Here is a 16853-nt window from a genome sequence, read left to right as displayed (position 1 = left end):
AAGCCTGACATCGCCTCATGCAGCAAGCCGGCTGTTGCAAATTTGTTGGCGTCGCTGCGACCCATAGCGCTATGATACTGCCCCATGGGCAGGCTTGTGGTCTTGGCACTAGCGTTTCTGGGCTTTCTGCTGCTGCGGGCCGATGCGCAGACGGCGCGGCGCGTAGCGCTTGTGGTCGGCAATGGCAGCTACGCCGAAGCCGGTACGCTGGCCAATCCCGTCAACGATGCGCTCGACATCGCCGACAAGCTGCGCGCCATCGGCTTCGAGGTGATCGAAGGCAACGATCTCGGCAAGCGCGAGCTCGAACGCAAGATCGGCGAATTCTCCGATGCGCTGCAAGGCGCCGGTGTCGGGCTGTTCTACTATGCCGGCCATGGCCTGCAGGTCGACGGGCGCAATTTCATCGTGCCGGTCGACGCCAGGCTGGATATGCCGGTCAAGCTGCAGCTCGAGGCGGTGCCGATCGACGAGGTTCTCGACATCATGGAGCAGCAGACCAAGGTCAGCCTGGTCTTCCTCGATGCCTGCCGCAACAACCCGTTTGCCCGAAGCCTCAGCCGCAGCGCCACGACACGCTCGGCGACGGCTCTCGCAGGCCTTGCCCAGTTCGAGTCGACACGCGGCTCGTTCATCGCCTTCTCGACGGCACCCGGCGCCGTCGCAATGGACGGGACGGGGCGCAACTCGCCCTTTGCCGCGGCACTTTTGCGGCACATGGCCGAGCCCGGACAGAGCATCAACGACATGATGATCGCGGTGCGCCGCGACGTCGTTTCCGCAACGCGCGAGGCGCAGCGTCCCTGGGAGCAGGGATCGCTGCTCGAGCGCTTCGAATTCGTTCCGGGCGGAGACACTGCCCAGCAACCGAAACCGGCCGTCAGCCCGGCGCCCGCGTCGCAGGTGGCTGCGCTCGAGCGCTCCGTCGGCGACAAGGGTGCCATCGAAAAGTTCCTGCGCGAGGACTATCTGGCGCCTGATGCCAGGAGAATGCGCCAAACCGTCAAGCGGCTTTACGGTGCGTCGGCTACCATCTACGGCACGCGTTACGACAGCGAGGCCATCGTCAAGGTCAAGACCGACTGGTTCGCGCAATGGGCGTCGTGGTCGTTCGGCCTCGAGCCCGGCAGCCTCGAGGTGACGCCGCACGGCAAGGAACGTGCCGACGTGGTTTTCGCCATGAGCTACGATTATGTGCCGAAGAACAAATCGGCGCAGCGCCTGACCGGCAAGGCGCAGGTGACGCTGGAACTCGTTATGACTTACGGCGCATGGCGGGTTGCGTCGGAAACGTCGCAAGCGCTGGAATGAACATCAGCGGACCGCAGGGTTGATGAACCCGCGAAACACCCGCTGCACGCCCGGAATCACTCCCCAGATCATGATCGAGACCATCAGCGGCGCGATGACCAGTGTACGCTGCCAGATTTGCCATTCCTGCGTCAGCGGAAAAACCACGTACAAAATGGCTGTGATCAGCGGGTAGACGCCGAGCAGCACCAGCAAAGCGAAGCGCAGGCGCGAAAAGCGGGTGGCGGCGGTCGAAGCCATTTTGTTCTCTCTATCGTTACGGAACGTTTCGTTACATATAAAACGGATCGTTTCGTTTCGTCAAGAGTTGTATATGATGGCTGCAGAAATCGCGGGTAAGGACAAAGAAATGGGCGGAGCCACCGATCCCGGGCGCAAGTCAGCCGGCGCACGGCGCAGCCCCGAAAGCGCCGATGCCATTCTCGATGCCGCCGAGGCAGTACTGGTCGAAGCCGGCTATTCCGGCTTCTCGATCGAGGCGGTGGCGCGCCGCGCACGCGCCGGAAAACCTACGATCTATCGCTGGTGGCCAAGCAAGGCCGCTCTGCTGCTCGATGTCTATCAGCGGCAAAAGCGCGTCGACAATCCTGATACCGGGAACCTTGAGCAGGATCTCGTCGGCTTCCTGAAGAGCTTGTTCGCGCACTGGCGCGACACATCGTCGGGCAGCGTATTCAGATCGCTGATTGCCGAGGCGCAGTCGGACGAAAAAGCGGCCGCCGCCCTCGCCGAATACGCAAGAGGGCGTCGTGTCCACACCGGCCAGATGGTCGAACGCGCCAAGGCAAGGGGAGAGGTGGCGGCCGATGTCGATGCCACGGTCGTCGCCGACCTGATCGCCTCGTTTGCCTGGGCGCACCTTCTGACAGACCGGCTGGACGAGGACGAAGCGACCTTACGCAGGGCGGTACATTATATCTTGAAAGGCATTGTCGCTGGCGATGCCGGCGACGCCTCGGCGGTCCGGCGGCGTCGTCGACGCATCATCGCTCGCCCTACCAAATAGAAGCGACAGGGCGAGTACACTCGGTTGCGGTAGAGACATCAGATAAATTGTTGGCGTCGGCGCCGCCCCTCATCGCCCTGCCGGGCACTTCTCCCCGTATAGTGACGGGGAGAAGGACGCCTTCGCGATTGATTTCGCCAACCTCAAGCGTTGCAAGAAGCGCACCAAGGTTGTGACCACCCCTTCTCCCCGTCACTATACGGGGAGAAGGTGCCGGCAGGCGGATGAGGGGCGGCGTTGACATCAATAATTGATGTGATCGCCCTCGCCTACTTGGCGCTTTCCAGTGCGTCGACCGTCTTCTTCAGGTTCGCATCGGGGATGTCGACCTTGGCGTTGGCGCGCAGCGACTTGACCAGCGCGAAATATTTGTCGCGGATGACCGCCTGGCGCGCTTGGTCCTTGACCTGGTCGAAGGCCGGCGGCTGCTTGGTGCGCTTGTCCTCGACCTTGATGACGTGCCAGCCGAACTGCGACTGCACCGGCTGCTCGGTGTATTTGCCGACCGCCAGCGCAAACACCGCCTTGTCGAACTCCGGCACCATCTGACCAGGCCCAAACCAGCCGAGATCGCCGCCGCTGGTCTTGCCGCTCGGATCGCTGGTGTGCTCGTTGGCGAGTTTCTGGAAGTCGGCGCCGCCGTCGAGCTGCTTGATGATGGCGTCTGCCTCTTCCTTCGTCTTCACGAGGATGTGACGGGCGTGCACCTCATTGCTGGGCGGCGTGTTGGCGATTTCCTGGTCGTAGCGGGCGCGGACCTCGGCATCGGTAACCTTGTCGACGACGCCCTTCTCGACCATTTCGCCATGCAGCGCGCGCTGCTGCAGGAAGGCCATGCGGCGCTGGAAGTCGGGATCCTTGTCGAGGCCGGTGGTCACCGCCTGAGCCGCCATGACGCGGATTTCGATCGCCGCCGACAGCGCCGCGGCGCGGCGCTGCTCGGGCGGAAGCTGCGCGAACTGCTGCGACAGCTCGCCCTCGGCAAGCCCAAGGTCTGCCTCGGTCAGCGTCTGGCCGTTGATGGTGGCGACCACGGCATTCGGATCGACCGGCTTGGCCGCCGGGGCGGGTGCTGCCGGCTGGGCAGGGGCGGCTTCCTGCGCCATCAATGGCGATAGCGACAGGGCCGACAGTCCGAATGCCAGACCAAGGCTGGCGAGCGACGCACAGCGGAACAATAAGGACATTACGATTATCTCCAAAGCGGGGTAGCTAGAGCGGAATGGCTTCCAGACCAGCAGGATTGTGGCGGAATTTGGCGCGGTCTACAGGGCGAGCGCGGCGTTGACATCGAATGAGCCCCCTCTTATCTGTCCAACGACTTTGCGTCCAGAACCGTTTTCCGGGCGCTTTTTGCGTTTGTCCGCGTTCACGTGGAGTTGATGGGGCCGGCCGGCGCCCGTCGCAATGACTTGGAATGCTATCGAAAGGGCCATTGGATGGTCAGTCTCGGCGGTCTCGCCCGTAAGGTTTTCGGCTCCTCCAACGATCGTCGGGTCAAATCGACCCGGCCACGGGTCGAGGCGATCAACGCCATGGAAAACGAGATGCGGGCGCTTTCCGACGCCGAGCTTCAGGCCCGCACGGACAAATTCCGCCAGGACATCGCCAACGGCGCCAGCCTGGACGACCTGCTGGTGCCGGCCTTCGCCACCGTGCGCGAGGCCGCCCGCCGCGTGCTCGGCATGCGGCCGTTCGACGTGCAGCTGATCGGCGGCATGGTGCTGCACAATGGCGGCATCGCCGAGATGCGGACCGGCGAAGGCAAGACGCTGGTGGCGACGCTGCCCGTCTACCTCAACGCGCTCGCCGGCAATGGCGTCCACGTCGTCACCGTCAACGATTACCTGGCCACGCGCGACTCCGAATGGATGGGCCGCGTCTATAAATTCCTCGGCCTTAAGGTCGGCGTCATCGTCCATGGCTTGTCCGACGAAGAGCGCCGCGTCGCCTACGCCGCCGACGTCACCTACGCCACCAACAACGAGCTCGGCTTCGACTATCTGCGCGACAACATGAAATACGAGCGCGCCCAGATGGTGCAGCGCGGTCACAGCTACGCCATCGTCGACGAGGTCGATTCCATCCTGGTCGACGAAGCCCGCACGCCGCTGATCATTTCCGGTCCGCTCGAGGACCGTTCGGAAATGTACAACACCATCGACACCTTCATCATCCAGCTGCAGCCGCAGGACTACGAGATCGACGAGAAGCAGAAGACCTCGATCTTCACCGAGGAAGGCACCGAGAAGCTGGAGAACATGCTGCGCGATGCCGGCCTGCTCAAGGGCGAGTCGCTCTACGATGTCGAGAACGTCGCCATCGTCCACCACGTCAACAACGCGCTGAAGGCGCACCGGCTGTTCCAGCGCGACAAGGACTACATCGTGCGCAACGGCGAGATCGTCATCATCGACGAGTTCACCGGCCGCATGATGCCCGGCCGCCGCTATTCGGAGGGCCTGCACCAGGCGCTCGAAGCCAAGGAGCATGTGGCGATCCAGCCGGAGAACCAGACGCTCGCCTCGGTCACCTTCCAGAACTATTTCCGCCTCTACAAGAAGCTCGCAGGCATGACCGGCACCGCGCTGACCGAGGCCGAAGAATTCGCCAACATCTATAATCTCGACGTCACCGAGATCCCGACCAACCTGCCGGTCATCCGCATCGACGAAGACGACGAGGTCTACCGGACGGTCGAGGAAAAATACAAGGCGATCGTCAAGGAGATCAAGGAAGCCCGCGCCAAGGGCCAGCCGACGCTGGTCGGCACGACCTCGATCGAAAAGTCCGAACAACTGGCCGAACGCCTGCGCAAGGAAGGTTTCAAGGATTTCGAGGTGCTGAACGCCCGCCATCACGAGCGCGAGGCGGCGATCGTCGCCCAGGCCGGCAAACCCGGCGCCATCACCATTGCCACCAACATGGCCGGCCGCGGCACCGACATCCAGCTCGGCGGCAATGCGGACATGCGCATCGCCGAGGAGCTTGGCGACATGCCGGCCGGCCCCGAGCGCGAGACCAGGGAAAAGGAAATCCGCGACGACATCGCCCGGCTGAAGGAAAAGGCGCTCGCCGCCGGCGGCCTCTACGTGCTCGCCACCGAACGCCACGAATCGCGCCGCATCGACAACCAGCTTAGAGGTCGTTCAGGAAGACAGGGCGATCCCGGCCGCTCGAAATTCTTCCTGTCGCTGCAGGACGACCTGATGCGCATTTTCGGTTCCGAGCGCATGGACGGCATGCTGCAGAAGCTCGGCCTCAAGGAAGATGAGGCGATCATCCATCCGTGGATCAACAAGGCGCTGGAAAAGGCGCAGAAGAAGGTCGAGGCGCGCAACTTCGACATCCGCAAGAACCTCTTGAAATATGACGACGTCTCCAACGACCAGCGCAAGGTGGTGTTCGAACAGCGCCTCGAGCTGATGGACGGCGAAGGCCTGTCCGAGACCATCACCGAGATGCGCGAAGGCGTCATCGAGGAGATCGTCGCCAAGAACATCCCCGAAAACGCTTATGCCGAGCAGTGGAACGTCGCCGGGCTCAAGGCCGAGATCGCCGAATTCCTCAACCTCGATCTGCCGGTCGAGGACTGGGTCAAGGAAGAAGGCATTGCCGAGGACGACATCCGCGAGCGCATCAGCCAGGCCGCCGAAGCGGCCGCCAAGGATCGCGCCGAGCGATTCGGCCCCGACGTGATGAGCTATGTCGAGCGCTCCGTGGTGCTGCAGACGCTCGACCATCTGTGGCGCGAGCACATCGTCAACCTCGACCATCTGCGCTCGGTCGTCGGCTTCCGCGGCTATGCCCAGCGCGATCCGCTGCAGGAGTACAAGGGCGAGGCGTTCGAGCTGTTCCAGGCGATGCTGGGCAATCTGCGCCAGGCCGTCACCGCGCAATTGATGCGCGTCGAACTGGTCCGCCAGGCAGCGGAAGCGCCGCCGCCCGAAGCCCCGGACATGTTCGGCAGCCATATCGACGGCAGCACCGGCGAAGACGATTTCGAAGGCGGCGAGACGGCCGTGCTGGTCCGCCAGGAGACCAATGCCATCGTTGCCCCCGAAGACCGCGACCCGAAGAACCCGGCCACCTGGGGCAAGGTCGGCCGCAACGAAGCCTGCCCATGCGGGTCGGGCAAGAAGTACAAGCATTGTCATGGGGCGTTTGCGTAAGCACCCACTTCCCTTCTCCCCGTCATACGGGGAGAAGGTGCCCGAAAGGGCGATGAGGGGCAGCAGAGGCGTTTGCGACTAGTCGATCTCCCCACTTGAGGGGAAGATGGCCGGCAGGCCACAGGGGGCGCTGTCCCGCCGATACCAAAATACGCATTTCGAATTTTCTGTATCTCGACCGTCGGTGGTGTTTCAGTTTGAAATCTAATAGCCGGCTGACGCACGCGCTGATGTCCGCGCTTCACGAAGATCGGAACCTGCTAAAGTGGGTAAAGACACTACTTCGATTCAATAACCCCGTTCGAGGTCGATCTCGTTGGACAGAGGCTCTCCTCTTGCGACTTGACCGCAGAGATCGGCGGCCTGGTCGATTCCAGAATCCACCCAGAAGCTCGCGACATGAGGTGTGACGGTCACCTTGGGATGGGTCCACAACGGCGATGAAGCCTCCAGCGGTTCACGCTCAAACACGTCAAGACAAGCGCCAGAAAGCTGACCTTCGTCGAGAGCGCGGATCAGGTCGGCTTCGTTGACATGCGCGCCCCTGCCGACATTCACAAGGTAGGCACCTCGCTTCATTTTTCCAAAGGCACTCGAGTTCAGTATCCCACGAGTGTCACCAGTCAGGGGAAGTGAACAGATAACGTAGTCCCGATTTGTGAGTGCGTCCGCAAGCTGGGCACGGCCAAAGTAACTGTGTATACCGGGAAGCGTCTTTTGATGACGAGACCAGACTGCTGTGTCGTAGCCAAAGTCCGCAAACAGCTTTGCGGCCCAGCCACCGATCCGGCCCGCACCCAGCACAACAAGTCTTGTCTCGGAGATCTTCCGCGGCGCGATCGGATTCCACAACTTGCGGGCTTGTAGACTCATGTAATCCGCAACATGCCGTTGCTGGCAGAGAACGCGAAGGACGATGTACTGCACCACTTCCGAAGCCTGCTCACGCGTTGCGAGCCTGATGAGCGGAACACTCTTGGGAAAGCTCTGAAGATCAATACCCTCGACACCGGCTCCCAAATAGACGACGGCGCTTAGCCCCGTCATGGCATCAAAAAAGCCAGGCCTGGCGCCCTTGTCGATCAGCACAATATCTATGTCACTTTTGTTCCCGGCGTCTGGCCAAAGCCTGAACTCCAGCTGCGGCACACGGGTTTTCAGCTCAGCAGCCCATACTTGTGCATCAATGTAGTCAGGATACTCATTGACCATCAGAACGGTAATGGGCTCGCCTAACACTTCGCCCCTCCCAGATTCAGGTAATCAGGCATCCACCGGATTACCAGTCTGTTGAGACTGAGGTTTGCGCAAACTGGCACCAGTTGCAAGAACAGACCCCGGCAAAAATGGCGTTGGTGATCCGCCAAAGCCGTGATGTCTGCCCCGCTGCTGGCCGAGGATATCGATTTCGCTTTCTTCAAGGCATAATTCTCCCCTGGTTTTGATGGAACGCATGACAACCGAGCCGGACACGCCGGTGATGGATGGGCGATGGCCGGAGTTCCGCGATCAGCCGCAGGATTTCGGTGAAGAGTTGCCTCGGGATAGCGACCTCCGCATCTGGAAGGCGACATAACGCCCATGGCTGATAACCTCGGCACCGATCTTGATGAGCTTCTTTGTCAGCTGGTAAGTGGTGCCAGAACCTCCTTCCTGCTGTCGGCACTGTGGACGTTGCCGGGACGCAGGGCACGGCGTTCGAGGTCACCTAGCTGGTTGAATTCCACGCATCCCTCTTCTGGGATAGAGATTCTTGCAAAAGCCTATTTCGGCAGATGCTGCGATCAGGTTTTCACTGGCGGCTATATTTGGCGATCTCGGCCCGACGCTCTGGCCACATAATCTCGGCCCGCTTCTTGCCGCCTTTCGCGCCCAGCGCTTTCGCGGCAGGTCCTTGCTGTCGTCAGTCACGTCGTCGGCTTCCTCGCCAGTGGCAATGCGCATGACGCGAACGGCAGTGCCGATAATGTCGGCCGGGCGCTTCTGGCCTTTAGGTCCGGTTGGCATTCCTAGTTCTCCGCATGGCTAAAGACGACAGCGCCGTTGTCCTTACGAACTTCAACGGACACGATTCCATCGTCACCCTTTCGGGTTTGGAACATGGAGGTTGCATGATCTTTCGCGGTCTTCTCCTCGTCGAAGATCACCTTGTCGACGATGCCCTGCCTTCCATACCAGATGACAGTGTAGACCATTGTTGCTGCCATGCGTTCCGCTAAGCATATAGGCGTTTTCGCATATGGGGCAAACGAGATAGGCGTTTCCGCGTATTTCAAACTGAGACACTACCGAGCAGGGTGAAGGGTTGCGCGAATGATGAATATGAAGCAGCGCACCCGCCCCTCATCCGCCTGCCGGCACCTTCTCCCCGTATAGAGACGGGGCGAAGGGGACCCCACCCAACCGTTTCTTAATGTGTTTTCGCTACACGCATAGCCAGAAAAGAGGCGGAAAACGGAGTGTGATCGGGGTGCGCTTTTCCGCGGCGACGACAGCCGGGCGGTTCTTGCCGCAGCGCCTTGCGCTGCGCATCGGGCCGCTGCTTGGCCTGATCGATGCCGTGCTGTTCAGCGCCGGCGCGCGCGGCGAAGCCGGCCGCATGTCGCTGATCGCCTTTTCGGTCCGCATCGTCAGCGCCGTCATCGCCTTCGTCAGCCAGGTCTTGATGGCGCGCTGGATGGGCTCGTTCGAATATGGCATTTTCGTGCTCGTGTGGGTGACGATGGTCATCGTCGGCAATCTCGCCTGCCTCGGTTTCCACACCTCGATCATCCGCTTCATCCCCGAATATCGCGAGCGCGGCATGCTGGCCGAATTGCGCGGTATCGTGCGGGCCAGCCGGCTGTTCGTGCTGATTGCCTCGACGGTGATCGCCGGCATCGGCGCGCTCGGCGTCTGGCTGCTGTCGGCCTATATCGAAGACTACTACGTCGTGCCGTTCATCCTCGGCATCATCTGCCTGCCGATGATCGCCATGTCCGACCTTTTGCAAGGGCTGGCGCGAGCCAATTCCTGGGCGCTGTTTGCGCTGTCGCCGACCTTTCTGGTGCGGCCAGTGCTGATCCTGGCGTTCATGGCGCTGATGCTGCTGGCGGGCTACGCGCCCGATGCCAAAACCGCGATCTTCGCCGCGATTGCCGCCACCTATGCCACCACGCTCGGGCAGCTCATCGGCGTCACCTCGCGGATAGACAAAAGAATTCCGGCCGGGCCGATGAAGCTGCATTTCGGCCAATGGTTCATCGTCTCGCTGCCGATCTTCCTGGTCGAGAGCTTCTTCTTCCTGCTCACCAATGCCGACGTGCTGATGGTCGGCGCCTATCTCGATCCCAACGACGTCGCCGTCTATTTCGCCACGGTCAAGACGCTGGCGCTGGTGCATTTCGTCTATTTCGCGGTCAAGGCCGGTGTCGCCCAGCGCTACGCGCAGTTCACTCATGGCGAGCCGCAAAAGCTCGCCGCCTTCGCCCGCGAAACCGTGTCGTGGACCTTCTGGCCGTCGCTGGCGATGGCGCTGCTGGTGCTGGCGCTGGGCGAGCCGATGCTGACCCTGTTCGGCCCGGAATTTTCCGCCGGCTATCCGCTGCTGTTCCTGCTGGTGTTCGGCGTCGTTGCGCGGGCCGCCGTCGGCCCTTGCGAAAGCCTGCTCACCATGAGCGGCAACCAGAACATCTGCGCCGCCGTCTATGCCATGACGCTGGCCTTCAACATCGCGCTCAGCGTCGTGCTGATCCCGCTCTTCGGCCTGTGGGGCGCGGCGATGGCCACCGTCTTCGCCATGATCTTCGAGGCCGGTGCACTGTCCTTTACGGTCTGGCGCAAGCTCGGCATCGCCATGGCCATTTTCGTGCCCGCCAAAGGAGCCGCCTGATGGCTGCCGTCCCCTTGCTCGAGGAAACCAGCGGCGGCCCGGCCGGCGCCATGGTGTCCGGTCTTGCCGGGCTTGCCCGCGATGCCGATCCCGCCCATGTCGAGATCCTCGCCAATAACCGGCCCGAGCGCAGGCTTGCCATCTATCCGGCCTCCGCCGGCTTCGACCTGGTCGAGGAGCTCGACTATCTCTGTACCCGCACGATCGAGCCCAACGTCTTCTTCAATCCGCGCTTCCTGGCGCCGGCGATGCCGAGGCTCGAGGACCGCGAGGTGCGGCTGGCCGTCATCCGCGACGGCGACCAGTATCGCAACCGGCTGCGCCTGCTGGTGCCGTTCTCGGTCGAGCGGCCGATGGTGCCGCTCGGGGTTCCCGTCATGCGCACCTGGTCGAGCCCGTTCGGCCCGATCGGCACGCCGCTGGTCGACCGCGACGATCCGATCGGCGTCATCGAGGATTTCTTCTCGATGCTGTCGAGGCCGCATCTCAAGCTGCCGAAGGTCTTCGTGCTGCCCGACATAAGGCTGGACGGCCCGGTTGCGAGCCTGCTCGCCAGCGTCGCCGAGACGCGCGGCCTGACGCTGGTCACCACCGGCAAGGCCGACCGCCCGGTGCTCGAAAGCGAGCTCGATGGCGAGGACTATCTGAAGGCCTCGCTGCGCGCCCACCATTATCGCGAGTTTCGCCGCCTGAAGCGCCGCCTCGCCGATCTCGGCCGGCTGGAGCATGTCGTCGCGCGCGGGCCGGACGAGATCCGCCACGCCATCGAAAACTTCCTGACGCTGGAGGCTGCCGGCTGGAAAGGCCGCGAGCGCACGGCCATGGCCATCGACCGCTACCGCGCCGCGTTCGCCCGCGAGGCGGTGCACCGGCTGGCCGAGCAGGATCTCTGCCGCATCCATTCGCTGACGCTCGACGGCCGCACGATCGCCTGCCTGGTCGTCTTCGTCGAGGCCGGCGTCGCCTACACCTGGAAGACGGCCTATGACGAGACGCTCGCCGCCTATTCGCCGGGCACGCTGCTAATGATCGAGGTGACCAGGCAGCATCTCGACGACCCCAACATCATGATGACCGATTCGTGCGCGGTGCCCGACCATCCGGTGATGAGCCGGCTGTGGAGCGAACGTAAGCCGATGGGCACGCTGGTGATCGGGCTGACGCCGGATGCCGACCGCCCCGCCCGCCAGGCGGCCTCGCAACTCCACCTCTACCGCGAGACCCGCAACATGGCCCGCCTGCTGCGCAACCGGATGAGGAGCCTGCTGCGGCGGCGCTAGTGCATCGGGTCTAGGGATGCGACCGGATCGGCCGTTGGTCCGGTCCGCACCATGGGCTATTGCATATGGAGTCCCCCTCATCCGGCCGCTTCGCGGCCACCTTCTTCCCTTGGGGAGAAGAGGCGGACGCAGCGCTGGCGATCTCCTCCTCTCCCCTCGGGGAGAGGTCGGATTGCCCCGAATTGCCCTTCGCAATTCGGTTGGCAATCCGGGTGAGGGGGTACTTGCCCCTATGCGATTGCCCTGGTCTCCGCGCCATCGGTCCGCTCGGGCCTAGGTCGTCAGGGTTAATTCTCCCGATCAGCGGAAAGGATTAGCATCGACGCAGTCCCAACCGGGATGAGGCGATCAATTACGGCCGCGCGTCCAGCATCACTGCCGCCTCGGTCCTGCACGGCCAGAAGAGAAAATCTGGGAGGAATGCATGACGAAAACAACTCACCTCAGGCATCTCGGTATCGTCGCCTTGGCAGGTCTCGTTGGCGCCTGTCTGAACGCTGCGGCGCCTCGGGCCGCCGACCCCGACAAGGCCGAGATCGATGCCCTGCGTAAATCGCTGTCCAGGTATGAAGACTACAAGGTTGCCATTCGCGAGCTTTATCTATCGACGGTTGGATGCGTCTTCTACAGCGGCGAAAAGGTAGAGGGGGCGATGGACTATCCGAAGGGTGCGATGGGGATCCATTTCGTCAACGTCACGACTGTCGGCCCGACCGCGGATCCGACGCGTCCCAATGTGCTGATCTATGAGCCGGTCGGCGGCGAATTGCGCCTGGTCGGTGTGGAATGGCTCGTGCCCTTGACGCCGGACACCAAGGAGCCGCCGAAGCTTTTCGGCCAGACATTCATGGGGCCGATGGAGGGGCATTATCCGCTCATCCCGAAGGAGTTCCACCACTACGACCTTCACGCCTGGCTGTTCAAGGAGAACCCGCTCGGAATGTTCAGCCCGACGAACCCGGACGTGAAATGCGACAATTATGCATTTCCGATGCCGGAGCAGCCGACCAAGATGGTGCCGGGGCCGATGTGATAGCTACCTCCGATACAGTCTGGGTTGTCGAAAGCGCTCGGGGCCTCAGTTATCTCAGGAGGCTCCTGGGATAACGACCAAACCGAGCTCTCTCGACGGATGGGAAAATGGTGCCCCTAGCCGGGATCGAACCAGCACTCCTTGCGGAACTCGATTTTGAGTCGAGCGCGTCTACCAATTCCGCCATAGGGGCTCAGGCCGGGCGGCCTGGATGGGCGCGGACTATACGGTTGGAGGCCTGTTCGTCAACTGGCCAATTCCCGGGAACCTATCTAGCCCAAGCCCAGGCTTTCGGTTTCGTGAAGCAGCTGCCATTGTGCAGCGCGGAAAATCTTTCTAGACAGGCGGCGCATGTCATTGAAGCGCACGCTGTCCGACGAGGTTGATGCGGGGCGCTTCCAAGTCTTGTTTGTGCCATGTCGTGATCCCAAGACCGCTACTGGTTTGGGCGTGCATTAGGAGTGCCGATGCTTCGCGGACTTTACGACTGGACCTTGTCGCTGGCGGCGAGCAAATCCGCCGAATGGTGGCTGGCCTTCATCGCCTTCGTCGAGAGCTCAGTGTTCCTGGTGCCGGCCGACGTGCTCTATCTGCCGATGGCGCTGTCGCGGCCGGATCGCGCCTATCGTTACGCGCTGGTCGCGACCGTCGCCTCGGTGCTGGGCGGCATCGCCGGCTGGTTCATCGGCCATTATGCCTATGATGCGGTGGCGCGGCCGATCCTCGAATTTTATGGCAAATATGACGAGTTCGAGGCGATGCGCGTCTCGTCGGGTGTCGGCTTCATCATCCTGATGCTGGTCACCTCCGGCCTCGCCCATCTGCCGCCGATCAAGGTGGTGACGATCCTGTCCGGCGTCATCGGCGTTCCTTTGCTGCTTTTCATCGTGCTGGCAATTGTTGCCCGCGGCGCCCGCTTCCTGTTTCTCGCCTGGCTGTTGCGCCGCTATGGCGAGCCGATCCGCCACTTCATCGAAAAGCGCCTTGGCCAGATTGCCGGCGCCGCCGCCGCTGCCCTGATTTTGCTCTATATCGTCGTCAAATACGCCGTCTGAACGGCATCGAACCGAATGGACTGAGTCCGATGACAGCGACCGTGAATCCCGATACCGGACGCCAGCGGCTGCGCACCGCCCTGTTTCTCGCTGTCGCCATGGCCGCCACGGTCGGCTCGGCGCTGGCCTTCCAGTATCTCGGCGGCTACATCCCCTGCAAGCTCTGCCTCGAGCAGCGCACGCCTTACTACGTCGGCGTGCCCTTGATGCTGCTGGCGGTGCTGGCGTCGGCTCTTCACGCACCCGCCTGGGTAAGCCGTGGCCTGCTGGCTATTGGCGGCCTGCTGATGCTCTACGGCGTCTATCTCGGCGTTTATCACTCCGGCGTCGAATGGGCGTGGTGGCCAGGCCCGACCGATTGCACCGCCGCCGCCGGGCCGGTGGACACCGGCGGCAAGGGCGTGCTCGACGCGCTCGACAAATTCGTCCCGCCCTCCTGCGACAAGGCGGCGCTCCGCATCCTCGGCCTATCCTTGGCCGGCTGGAACGCCATCGCCAGCTTTGTCCTGGCAGTCGTAGCCTTCCGCAGCGCCTTCGCCCGCGACTGATTTAGCGCGACACGGGATCATCCAAGAATTCGGCAGGCTGAGTCGTATGGAGTGATTGGCGAGAACCGAAGCGCAGCGGACATTAGTCCGTGAGCATCGGAAGCGCAGACAATCGCTGCAGACGGCCAGCATCCCGAATTATCGGATGATCTCACGGCTCCAGTTCGACATCCCAGTACAGATAATCCATCCAGCTTTCGTGCAGATGGTTGGGCGGGAACAGCCGGCCGTTATTATGCAAATCATGCACCGTCGGCTGATAGGGCTTCTGCAGCGGCCACATCTTGGCGTGGGCCGGCATCATGCCCCCCTTCCTCAGATTGCAGGGCGAGCAGGCAGCGACGACGTTCTCCCAGGTCGTGGCGCCGCCGCGATGGCGCGGAATGACATGGTCGAACGTCAGATCGTCCGGCGTGCCGCAATATTGGCACTGGAAACGGTCGCGCAGGAAGACGTTGAAACGGGTAAACGCCGGATGCCTCGACGGCTTCACGTAAGCCTTCAGGCTGACGACGCTCGGCAGCTTCATCGAAAAGGTCGGTGAAGAGACGGCGTGTTCGTATTCGGCGACGATGTTCACCCTCTCGAGGAACACCGCCTTGATGGCATCCTGCCAGGACCAGAGCGACAGGGGGTAATAGCTGAGCGGACGGTAATCCGCATTCAGCACCAGCGCTGGAAGCCCATCCGGAGATACGGCAACCGTCACGTCGTTGACCTCCTTCACCCTAGAACCGGTCGACGCGGATACTGTAAGCCCGACATGACAGGGATGTGAAGCGGATTGTCGATCATGCCGGGTCTCAAAAACGCATGATTTCAATGCTTTTTTGCGGATTCAGGCCGGAGGCGCGGCATCCCTGCCCTTCAATTCGCGATAATAAGCCCAGAAAAGCCGCGATGCGACACCGCGCCACGGGCTCCATGATTCGGCAAGCCGGATCAGCATTTTCTCCGGCGGACGCGGGTCGATGCCGAGCGCATGGCCGACCGCGCTCTGCAAAGCAACGTCGCGCGCCGGAAAGATATCCGGGTGTCCGGCGGCAAACAAAAGGTAGACTTCAGCCGTCCACGAGCCGATGCCCGGCACCTTGGTCATGGCCGCGATCGCCTCGCTTGCATCTAGCCGGCACAGGTGATCGAGGTCGAGCCCGCCGGCCACCGCCCGGGCGACGGCAATCAGACCGCTCTGCTTGGGCCGCGACAGCCCGGCCTCGCGAAAGATCGCCTCGTCGGCGGCAAGGATCGCCTGCGGCGTCAGCGGATCGAGCAGTTTCGTCAGCCGGCCGAAGATGGCATCGGCGCTCGCGCGGGACACTTGTTGCGAAACAACGATCGAGGCAAGGCTCCTGAACCCCGGCTCCGACAACCTGAGCGGCACTTCGCCGGCCATGCCGCGCACTTGTTCCAGGCGTGGGTCGAGTAAGCATAGCCTATCCAGCCCTTGCGCAATGTCGTCGAGACTGGCGATGCGTTGCATGTCTGCTTGTTCCAAAATCAAAAGTGCCGCACGCTTCGTCACGCGTCCCTCTGGACGCACGACGCCACCGGCGCAAAGTAGCAATTGGCGAAAGCGCCGCACAACCCGATTGCCGCCGGACAATGACACTGCTGACATTCCGCTTCGCGCCGAGCCCGAACGGCGAACTGCATCTCGGCCATGCCTATTCGGCCCTGCTCAATCAGAAATTGGCAAAGGCGGCGGGTGGACGCCTGCTGCTGCGCATCGAGGATATCGATACGACGCGCTGCACGCCGGAATTCGAGGCAGGCATTTTTCGCGACCTGAAATGGCTGGGGCTTGGCTGGGAAGAACCGGTGCGCCGCCAGTCCGAGCATTTTGCCGAATATCGGGCGACGCTCGAGCGGCTGATCAAGGAAGAGCTTGTCTACCCGGCCTTCATGAGCAGAAGTGAGATCCGCGCCTTCATCGCCGACAGCGAAAAGCGCGGTCGCGACTGGCCGCGCGACCCGGACGGCGTGCCGCTCTATCCCGCCGCCGACAAGGCGTTGAGGACGAGCGAACGCAAGCGGCGCATCGCCGAAAATGTACCATTTGCCTGGCGGCTGGACGTTGATGCTGCAATAGCGCGCGCCGGCAAGGACCTGTCATGGGCCGAATATACGGACGAGACGCTCTCCGCGACGCGTCGCGTCGAAGCCCGTCCGCAGGATTGGGGCGACGTGATCGTGGCGCGTCGCGAAATCCCGACCAGCTATCATCTCGCCGTCACCACGGACGACGCGCTCCAGGGCGTCAGCCATGTCGTGCGCGGCCAGGACCTTTATTCCGCGACCAGCGTGCAGCGGCTGCTTCAGCAACTGCTTGGCCTGCCGCAGCCGGCCTATTTTCACCATCGCCTGATCCTCGGCCCGGATGGACGAAAACTGTCGAAGAGCCTTGGCGATACCGGCCTTGCCGCCCAGCGTAAGGCGGGCGCATCGCCCGCCGATGTCAGGCGGCTGGTCGATCTCTAGACTAGTTTCCGTCCGCAAACGACAAGCGTTTGATTTTGTTAGCTGAATCGCATCTTTGCGCGAGCAAGGCCCGGCGGTTTCAGGTATCTTGGATCATGC

15 protein-coding genes, 1 tRNA gene and 2 pseudogenes are annotated in these 16853 nt (G+C 62.4%); 9 read left to right on the top strand and 9 right to left on the bottom strand.

Features of this window, described 5'->3' with window-relative positions; translation table 11 throughout:
- Nucleotides 1–84: 84 nt before the first annotated feature.
- On the top strand, nucleotides 85–1311 hold the full coding sequence (locus tag NKI19_RS27305; RefSeq protein ID WP_352491819.1) for a caspase family protein: 1227 nt from the start codon (nucleotides 85–87) through the stop codon (nucleotides 1309–1311).
- 3 nt (nucleotides 1312–1314) lie between these two features.
- Here NKI19_RS27305 and NKI19_RS27300 read toward each other — a convergent pair whose 3' ends face one another.
- Entirely contained in the window at nucleotides 1315–1551 is a 237-nt protein-coding gene (locus NKI19_RS27300; RefSeq protein WP_352491820.1) for a putative antibiotic biosynthesis monooxygenase, read from the bottom strand.
- Between the two features lie 109 nt (nucleotides 1552–1660).
- Here NKI19_RS27300 and NKI19_RS27295 point away from each other — a divergent pair.
- Nucleotides 1661–2248 (top strand): annotated as a pseudogene (locus NKI19_RS27295) (TetR/AcrR family transcriptional regulator); the annotation flags it as partial.
- Nucleotides 2249–2586: 338 nt separating this feature from the next.
- On the opposite strand, the gene NKI19_RS27290 reads toward NKI19_RS27295, so the two are convergent.
- The gene (locus NKI19_RS27290) at nucleotides 2587–3504 is read right to left on the bottom strand and encodes a peptidylprolyl isomerase (protein WP_352491821.1); all 918 of its coding nucleotides are present in this window, start codon (nucleotides 3502–3504) and stop codon (nucleotides 2587–2589) included.
- Nucleotides 3505–3756: 252 nt separating this feature from the next.
- Here NKI19_RS27290 and secA point away from each other — a divergent pair, with 252 nt between their 5' ends.
- Entirely contained in the window at nucleotides 3757–6489 is a 2733-nt protein-coding gene (gene secA / locus NKI19_RS27285) for a preprotein translocase subunit SecA (protein WP_352491822.1), read from the top strand.
- Between the two features lie 288 nt (nucleotides 6490–6777).
- Here the strand turns inward: secA and NKI19_RS27280 are convergent, their stop codons facing one another.
- The 4 genes and pseudogenes from NKI19_RS27280 to NKI19_RS27265 form a co-directional block, all read right to left on the bottom strand.
- The gene (locus NKI19_RS27280; RefSeq protein WP_352491824.1) at nucleotides 6778–7728 is read right to left on the bottom strand and encodes a 2-hydroxyacid dehydrogenase; all 951 of its coding nucleotides are present in this window, start codon (nucleotides 7726–7728) and stop codon (nucleotides 6778–6780) included.
- A gap of 24 nt (nucleotides 7729–7752) precedes the next feature.
- Nucleotides 7753–7944, bottom strand: coding sequence for a hypothetical protein (locus NKI19_RS27275; RefSeq protein WP_352491825.1), 192 nt, complete (start codon nucleotides 7942–7944; stop codon nucleotides 7753–7755).
- A pseudogene (locus tag NKI19_RS27270) lies at nucleotides 7907–8115 on the bottom strand (hypothetical protein); the annotation flags it as partial. The pseudogene NKI19_RS27270 and the gene NKI19_RS27275, both read right to left, overlap by 38 nt.
- 383 nt (nucleotides 8116–8498) lie before the next feature.
- Nucleotides 8499–8696 carry a hypothetical protein gene (locus NKI19_RS27265; RefSeq protein WP_352922309.1) on the bottom strand — a complete coding sequence of 66 codons (198 nt, stop codon included), beginning with the start codon at nucleotides 8694–8696 and terminating at the stop codon, nucleotides 8499–8501.
- 263 nt (nucleotides 8697–8959) lie between these two features.
- On the opposite strand from NKI19_RS27265, the gene NKI19_RS27260 reads away from it, so the two are divergent.
- From NKI19_RS27260 to NKI19_RS27250, 3 genes are all read left to right on the top strand, one after another.
- The gene (locus tag NKI19_RS27260; protein ID WP_352491833.1) at nucleotides 8960–10360 is read left to right on the top strand and encodes a lipopolysaccharide biosynthesis protein; all 1401 of its coding nucleotides are present in this window, start codon (nucleotides 8960–8962) and stop codon (nucleotides 10358–10360) included.
- Nucleotides 10360–11640, top strand: a complete 1281-nt coding sequence (locus NKI19_RS27255) for a GNAT family N-acetyltransferase (RefSeq protein ID WP_352491826.1) — start codon at nucleotides 10360–10362, stop codon at nucleotides 11638–11640. The genes NKI19_RS27260 and NKI19_RS27255 overlap by 1 nt, the downstream gene beginning before the upstream one ends.
- 424 nt (nucleotides 11641–12064) lie before the next feature.
- Nucleotides 12065–12673: a hypothetical protein gene (locus NKI19_RS27250; protein ID WP_352566907.1), complete on the top strand. Its 609-nt coding sequence runs from the start codon at nucleotides 12065–12067 to the stop codon at nucleotides 12671–12673.
- A gap of 108 nt (nucleotides 12674–12781) precedes the next feature.
- Here the strand turns inward: NKI19_RS27250 and NKI19_RS27245 are convergent.
- Nucleotides 12782–12866: transfer RNA gene (locus tag NKI19_RS27245), tRNA-Leu, on the bottom strand.
- A 274-nt stretch (nucleotides 12867–13140) separates the two neighbouring features.
- Here NKI19_RS27245 and NKI19_RS27240 point away from each other — a divergent pair.
- Complete coding sequence (locus tag NKI19_RS27240; protein WP_023677958.1) at nucleotides 13141–13728, top strand: YqaA family protein; 588 nt, start codon at nucleotides 13141–13143, stop codon at nucleotides 13726–13728.
- 29 nt (nucleotides 13729–13757) lie between these two features.
- On the top strand, nucleotides 13758–14276 hold the full coding sequence (locus NKI19_RS27235; RefSeq protein WP_352491828.1) for a disulfide bond formation protein B: 519 nt from the start codon (nucleotides 13758–13760) through the stop codon (nucleotides 14274–14276).
- 151 nt (nucleotides 14277–14427) lie between these two features.
- On the opposite strand, the gene NKI19_RS27230 is transcribed toward NKI19_RS27235, so the two are convergent.
- The gene (locus NKI19_RS27230; RefSeq protein WP_023677956.1) at nucleotides 14428–14985 is read right to left on the bottom strand and encodes an HNH endonuclease; all 558 of its coding nucleotides are present in this window, start codon (nucleotides 14983–14985) and stop codon (nucleotides 14428–14430) included.
- A gap of 129 nt (nucleotides 14986–15114) precedes the next feature.
- The gene (locus NKI19_RS27225; protein ID WP_352491829.1) at nucleotides 15115–15756 is read right to left on the bottom strand and encodes a DNA-3-methyladenine glycosylase family protein; all 642 of its coding nucleotides are present in this window, start codon (nucleotides 15754–15756) and stop codon (nucleotides 15115–15117) included.
- Nucleotides 15757–15878: 122 nt separating this feature from the next.
- Between NKI19_RS27225 and gluQRS the strand changes: the two genes are divergently transcribed.
- Nucleotides 15879–16754, top strand: a complete 876-nt coding sequence (gene gluQRS, locus NKI19_RS27220) for a tRNA glutamyl-Q(34) synthetase GluQRS (protein ID WP_352951254.1) — start codon at nucleotides 15879–15881, stop codon at nucleotides 16752–16754.
- Nucleotides 16755–16853: the final 99 nt, after the last annotated feature.

The organism is Mesorhizobium sp. M0751 (assembly GCF_040320265.1).
Classification (GTDB): domain Bacteria; phylum Pseudomonadota; class Alphaproteobacteria; order Rhizobiales; family Rhizobiaceae; genus Mesorhizobium.
The sequence above is the reverse complement of the archived record's forward strand: the minus strand, read 5'-3'. Positions and strand labels throughout refer to the sequence as shown.

Excerpts from the sequence above, each read along its gene's own strand:
- NKI19_RS27290 (WP_352491821.1), bottom strand. The coding sequence starts at position 3,504 with ATGTCCTTATTGTTCCGCTGTGCGTCGCTCGCCAGCCTTGGTCTGGCA.
- NKI19_RS27265 (WP_352922309.1), bottom strand. The coding sequence starts at position 8,696 with ATGGCAGCAACAATGGTCTACACTGTCATCTGGTATGGAAGGCAGGGC.
- NKI19_RS27240 (WP_023677958.1), top strand. The coding sequence starts at position 13,141 with ATGCTTCGCGGACTTTACGACTGGACCTTGTCGCTGGCGGCGAGCAAA.
- NKI19_RS27300 (WP_352491820.1), bottom strand. The coding sequence starts at position 1,551 with ATGGCTTCGACCGCCGCCACCCGCTTTTCGCGCCTGCGCTTCGCTTTG.
- NKI19_RS27275 (WP_352491825.1), bottom strand. The coding sequence starts at position 7,944 with ATGCGTTCCATCAAAACCAGGGGAGAATTATGCCTTGAAGAAAGCGAA.
- NKI19_RS27255 (WP_352491826.1), top strand. The coding sequence starts at position 10,360 with ATGGCTGCCGTCCCCTTGCTCGAGGAAACCAGCGGCGGCCCGGCCGGC.
- NKI19_RS27235 (WP_352491828.1), top strand. The coding sequence starts at position 13,758 with ATGACAGCGACCGTGAATCCCGATACCGGACGCCAGCGGCTGCGCACC.
- NKI19_RS27305 (WP_352491819.1), top strand. The coding sequence starts at position 85 with ATGGGCAGGCTTGTGGTCTTGGCACTAGCGTTTCTGGGCTTTCTGCTG.
- NKI19_RS27225 (WP_352491829.1), bottom strand. The coding sequence starts at position 15,756 with ATGCAACGCATCGCCAGTCTCGACGACATTGCGCAAGGGCTGGATAGG.
- gluQRS (WP_352951254.1), top strand. The coding sequence starts at position 15,879 with ATGACACTGCTGACATTCCGCTTCGCGCCGAGCCCGAACGGCGAACTG.
- secA (WP_352491822.1), top strand. The coding sequence starts at position 3,757 with ATGGTCAGTCTCGGCGGTCTCGCCCGTAAGGTTTTCGGCTCCTCCAAC.
- NKI19_RS27250 (WP_352566907.1), top strand. The coding sequence starts at position 12,065 with ATGACGAAAACAACTCACCTCAGGCATCTCGGTATCGTCGCCTTGGCA.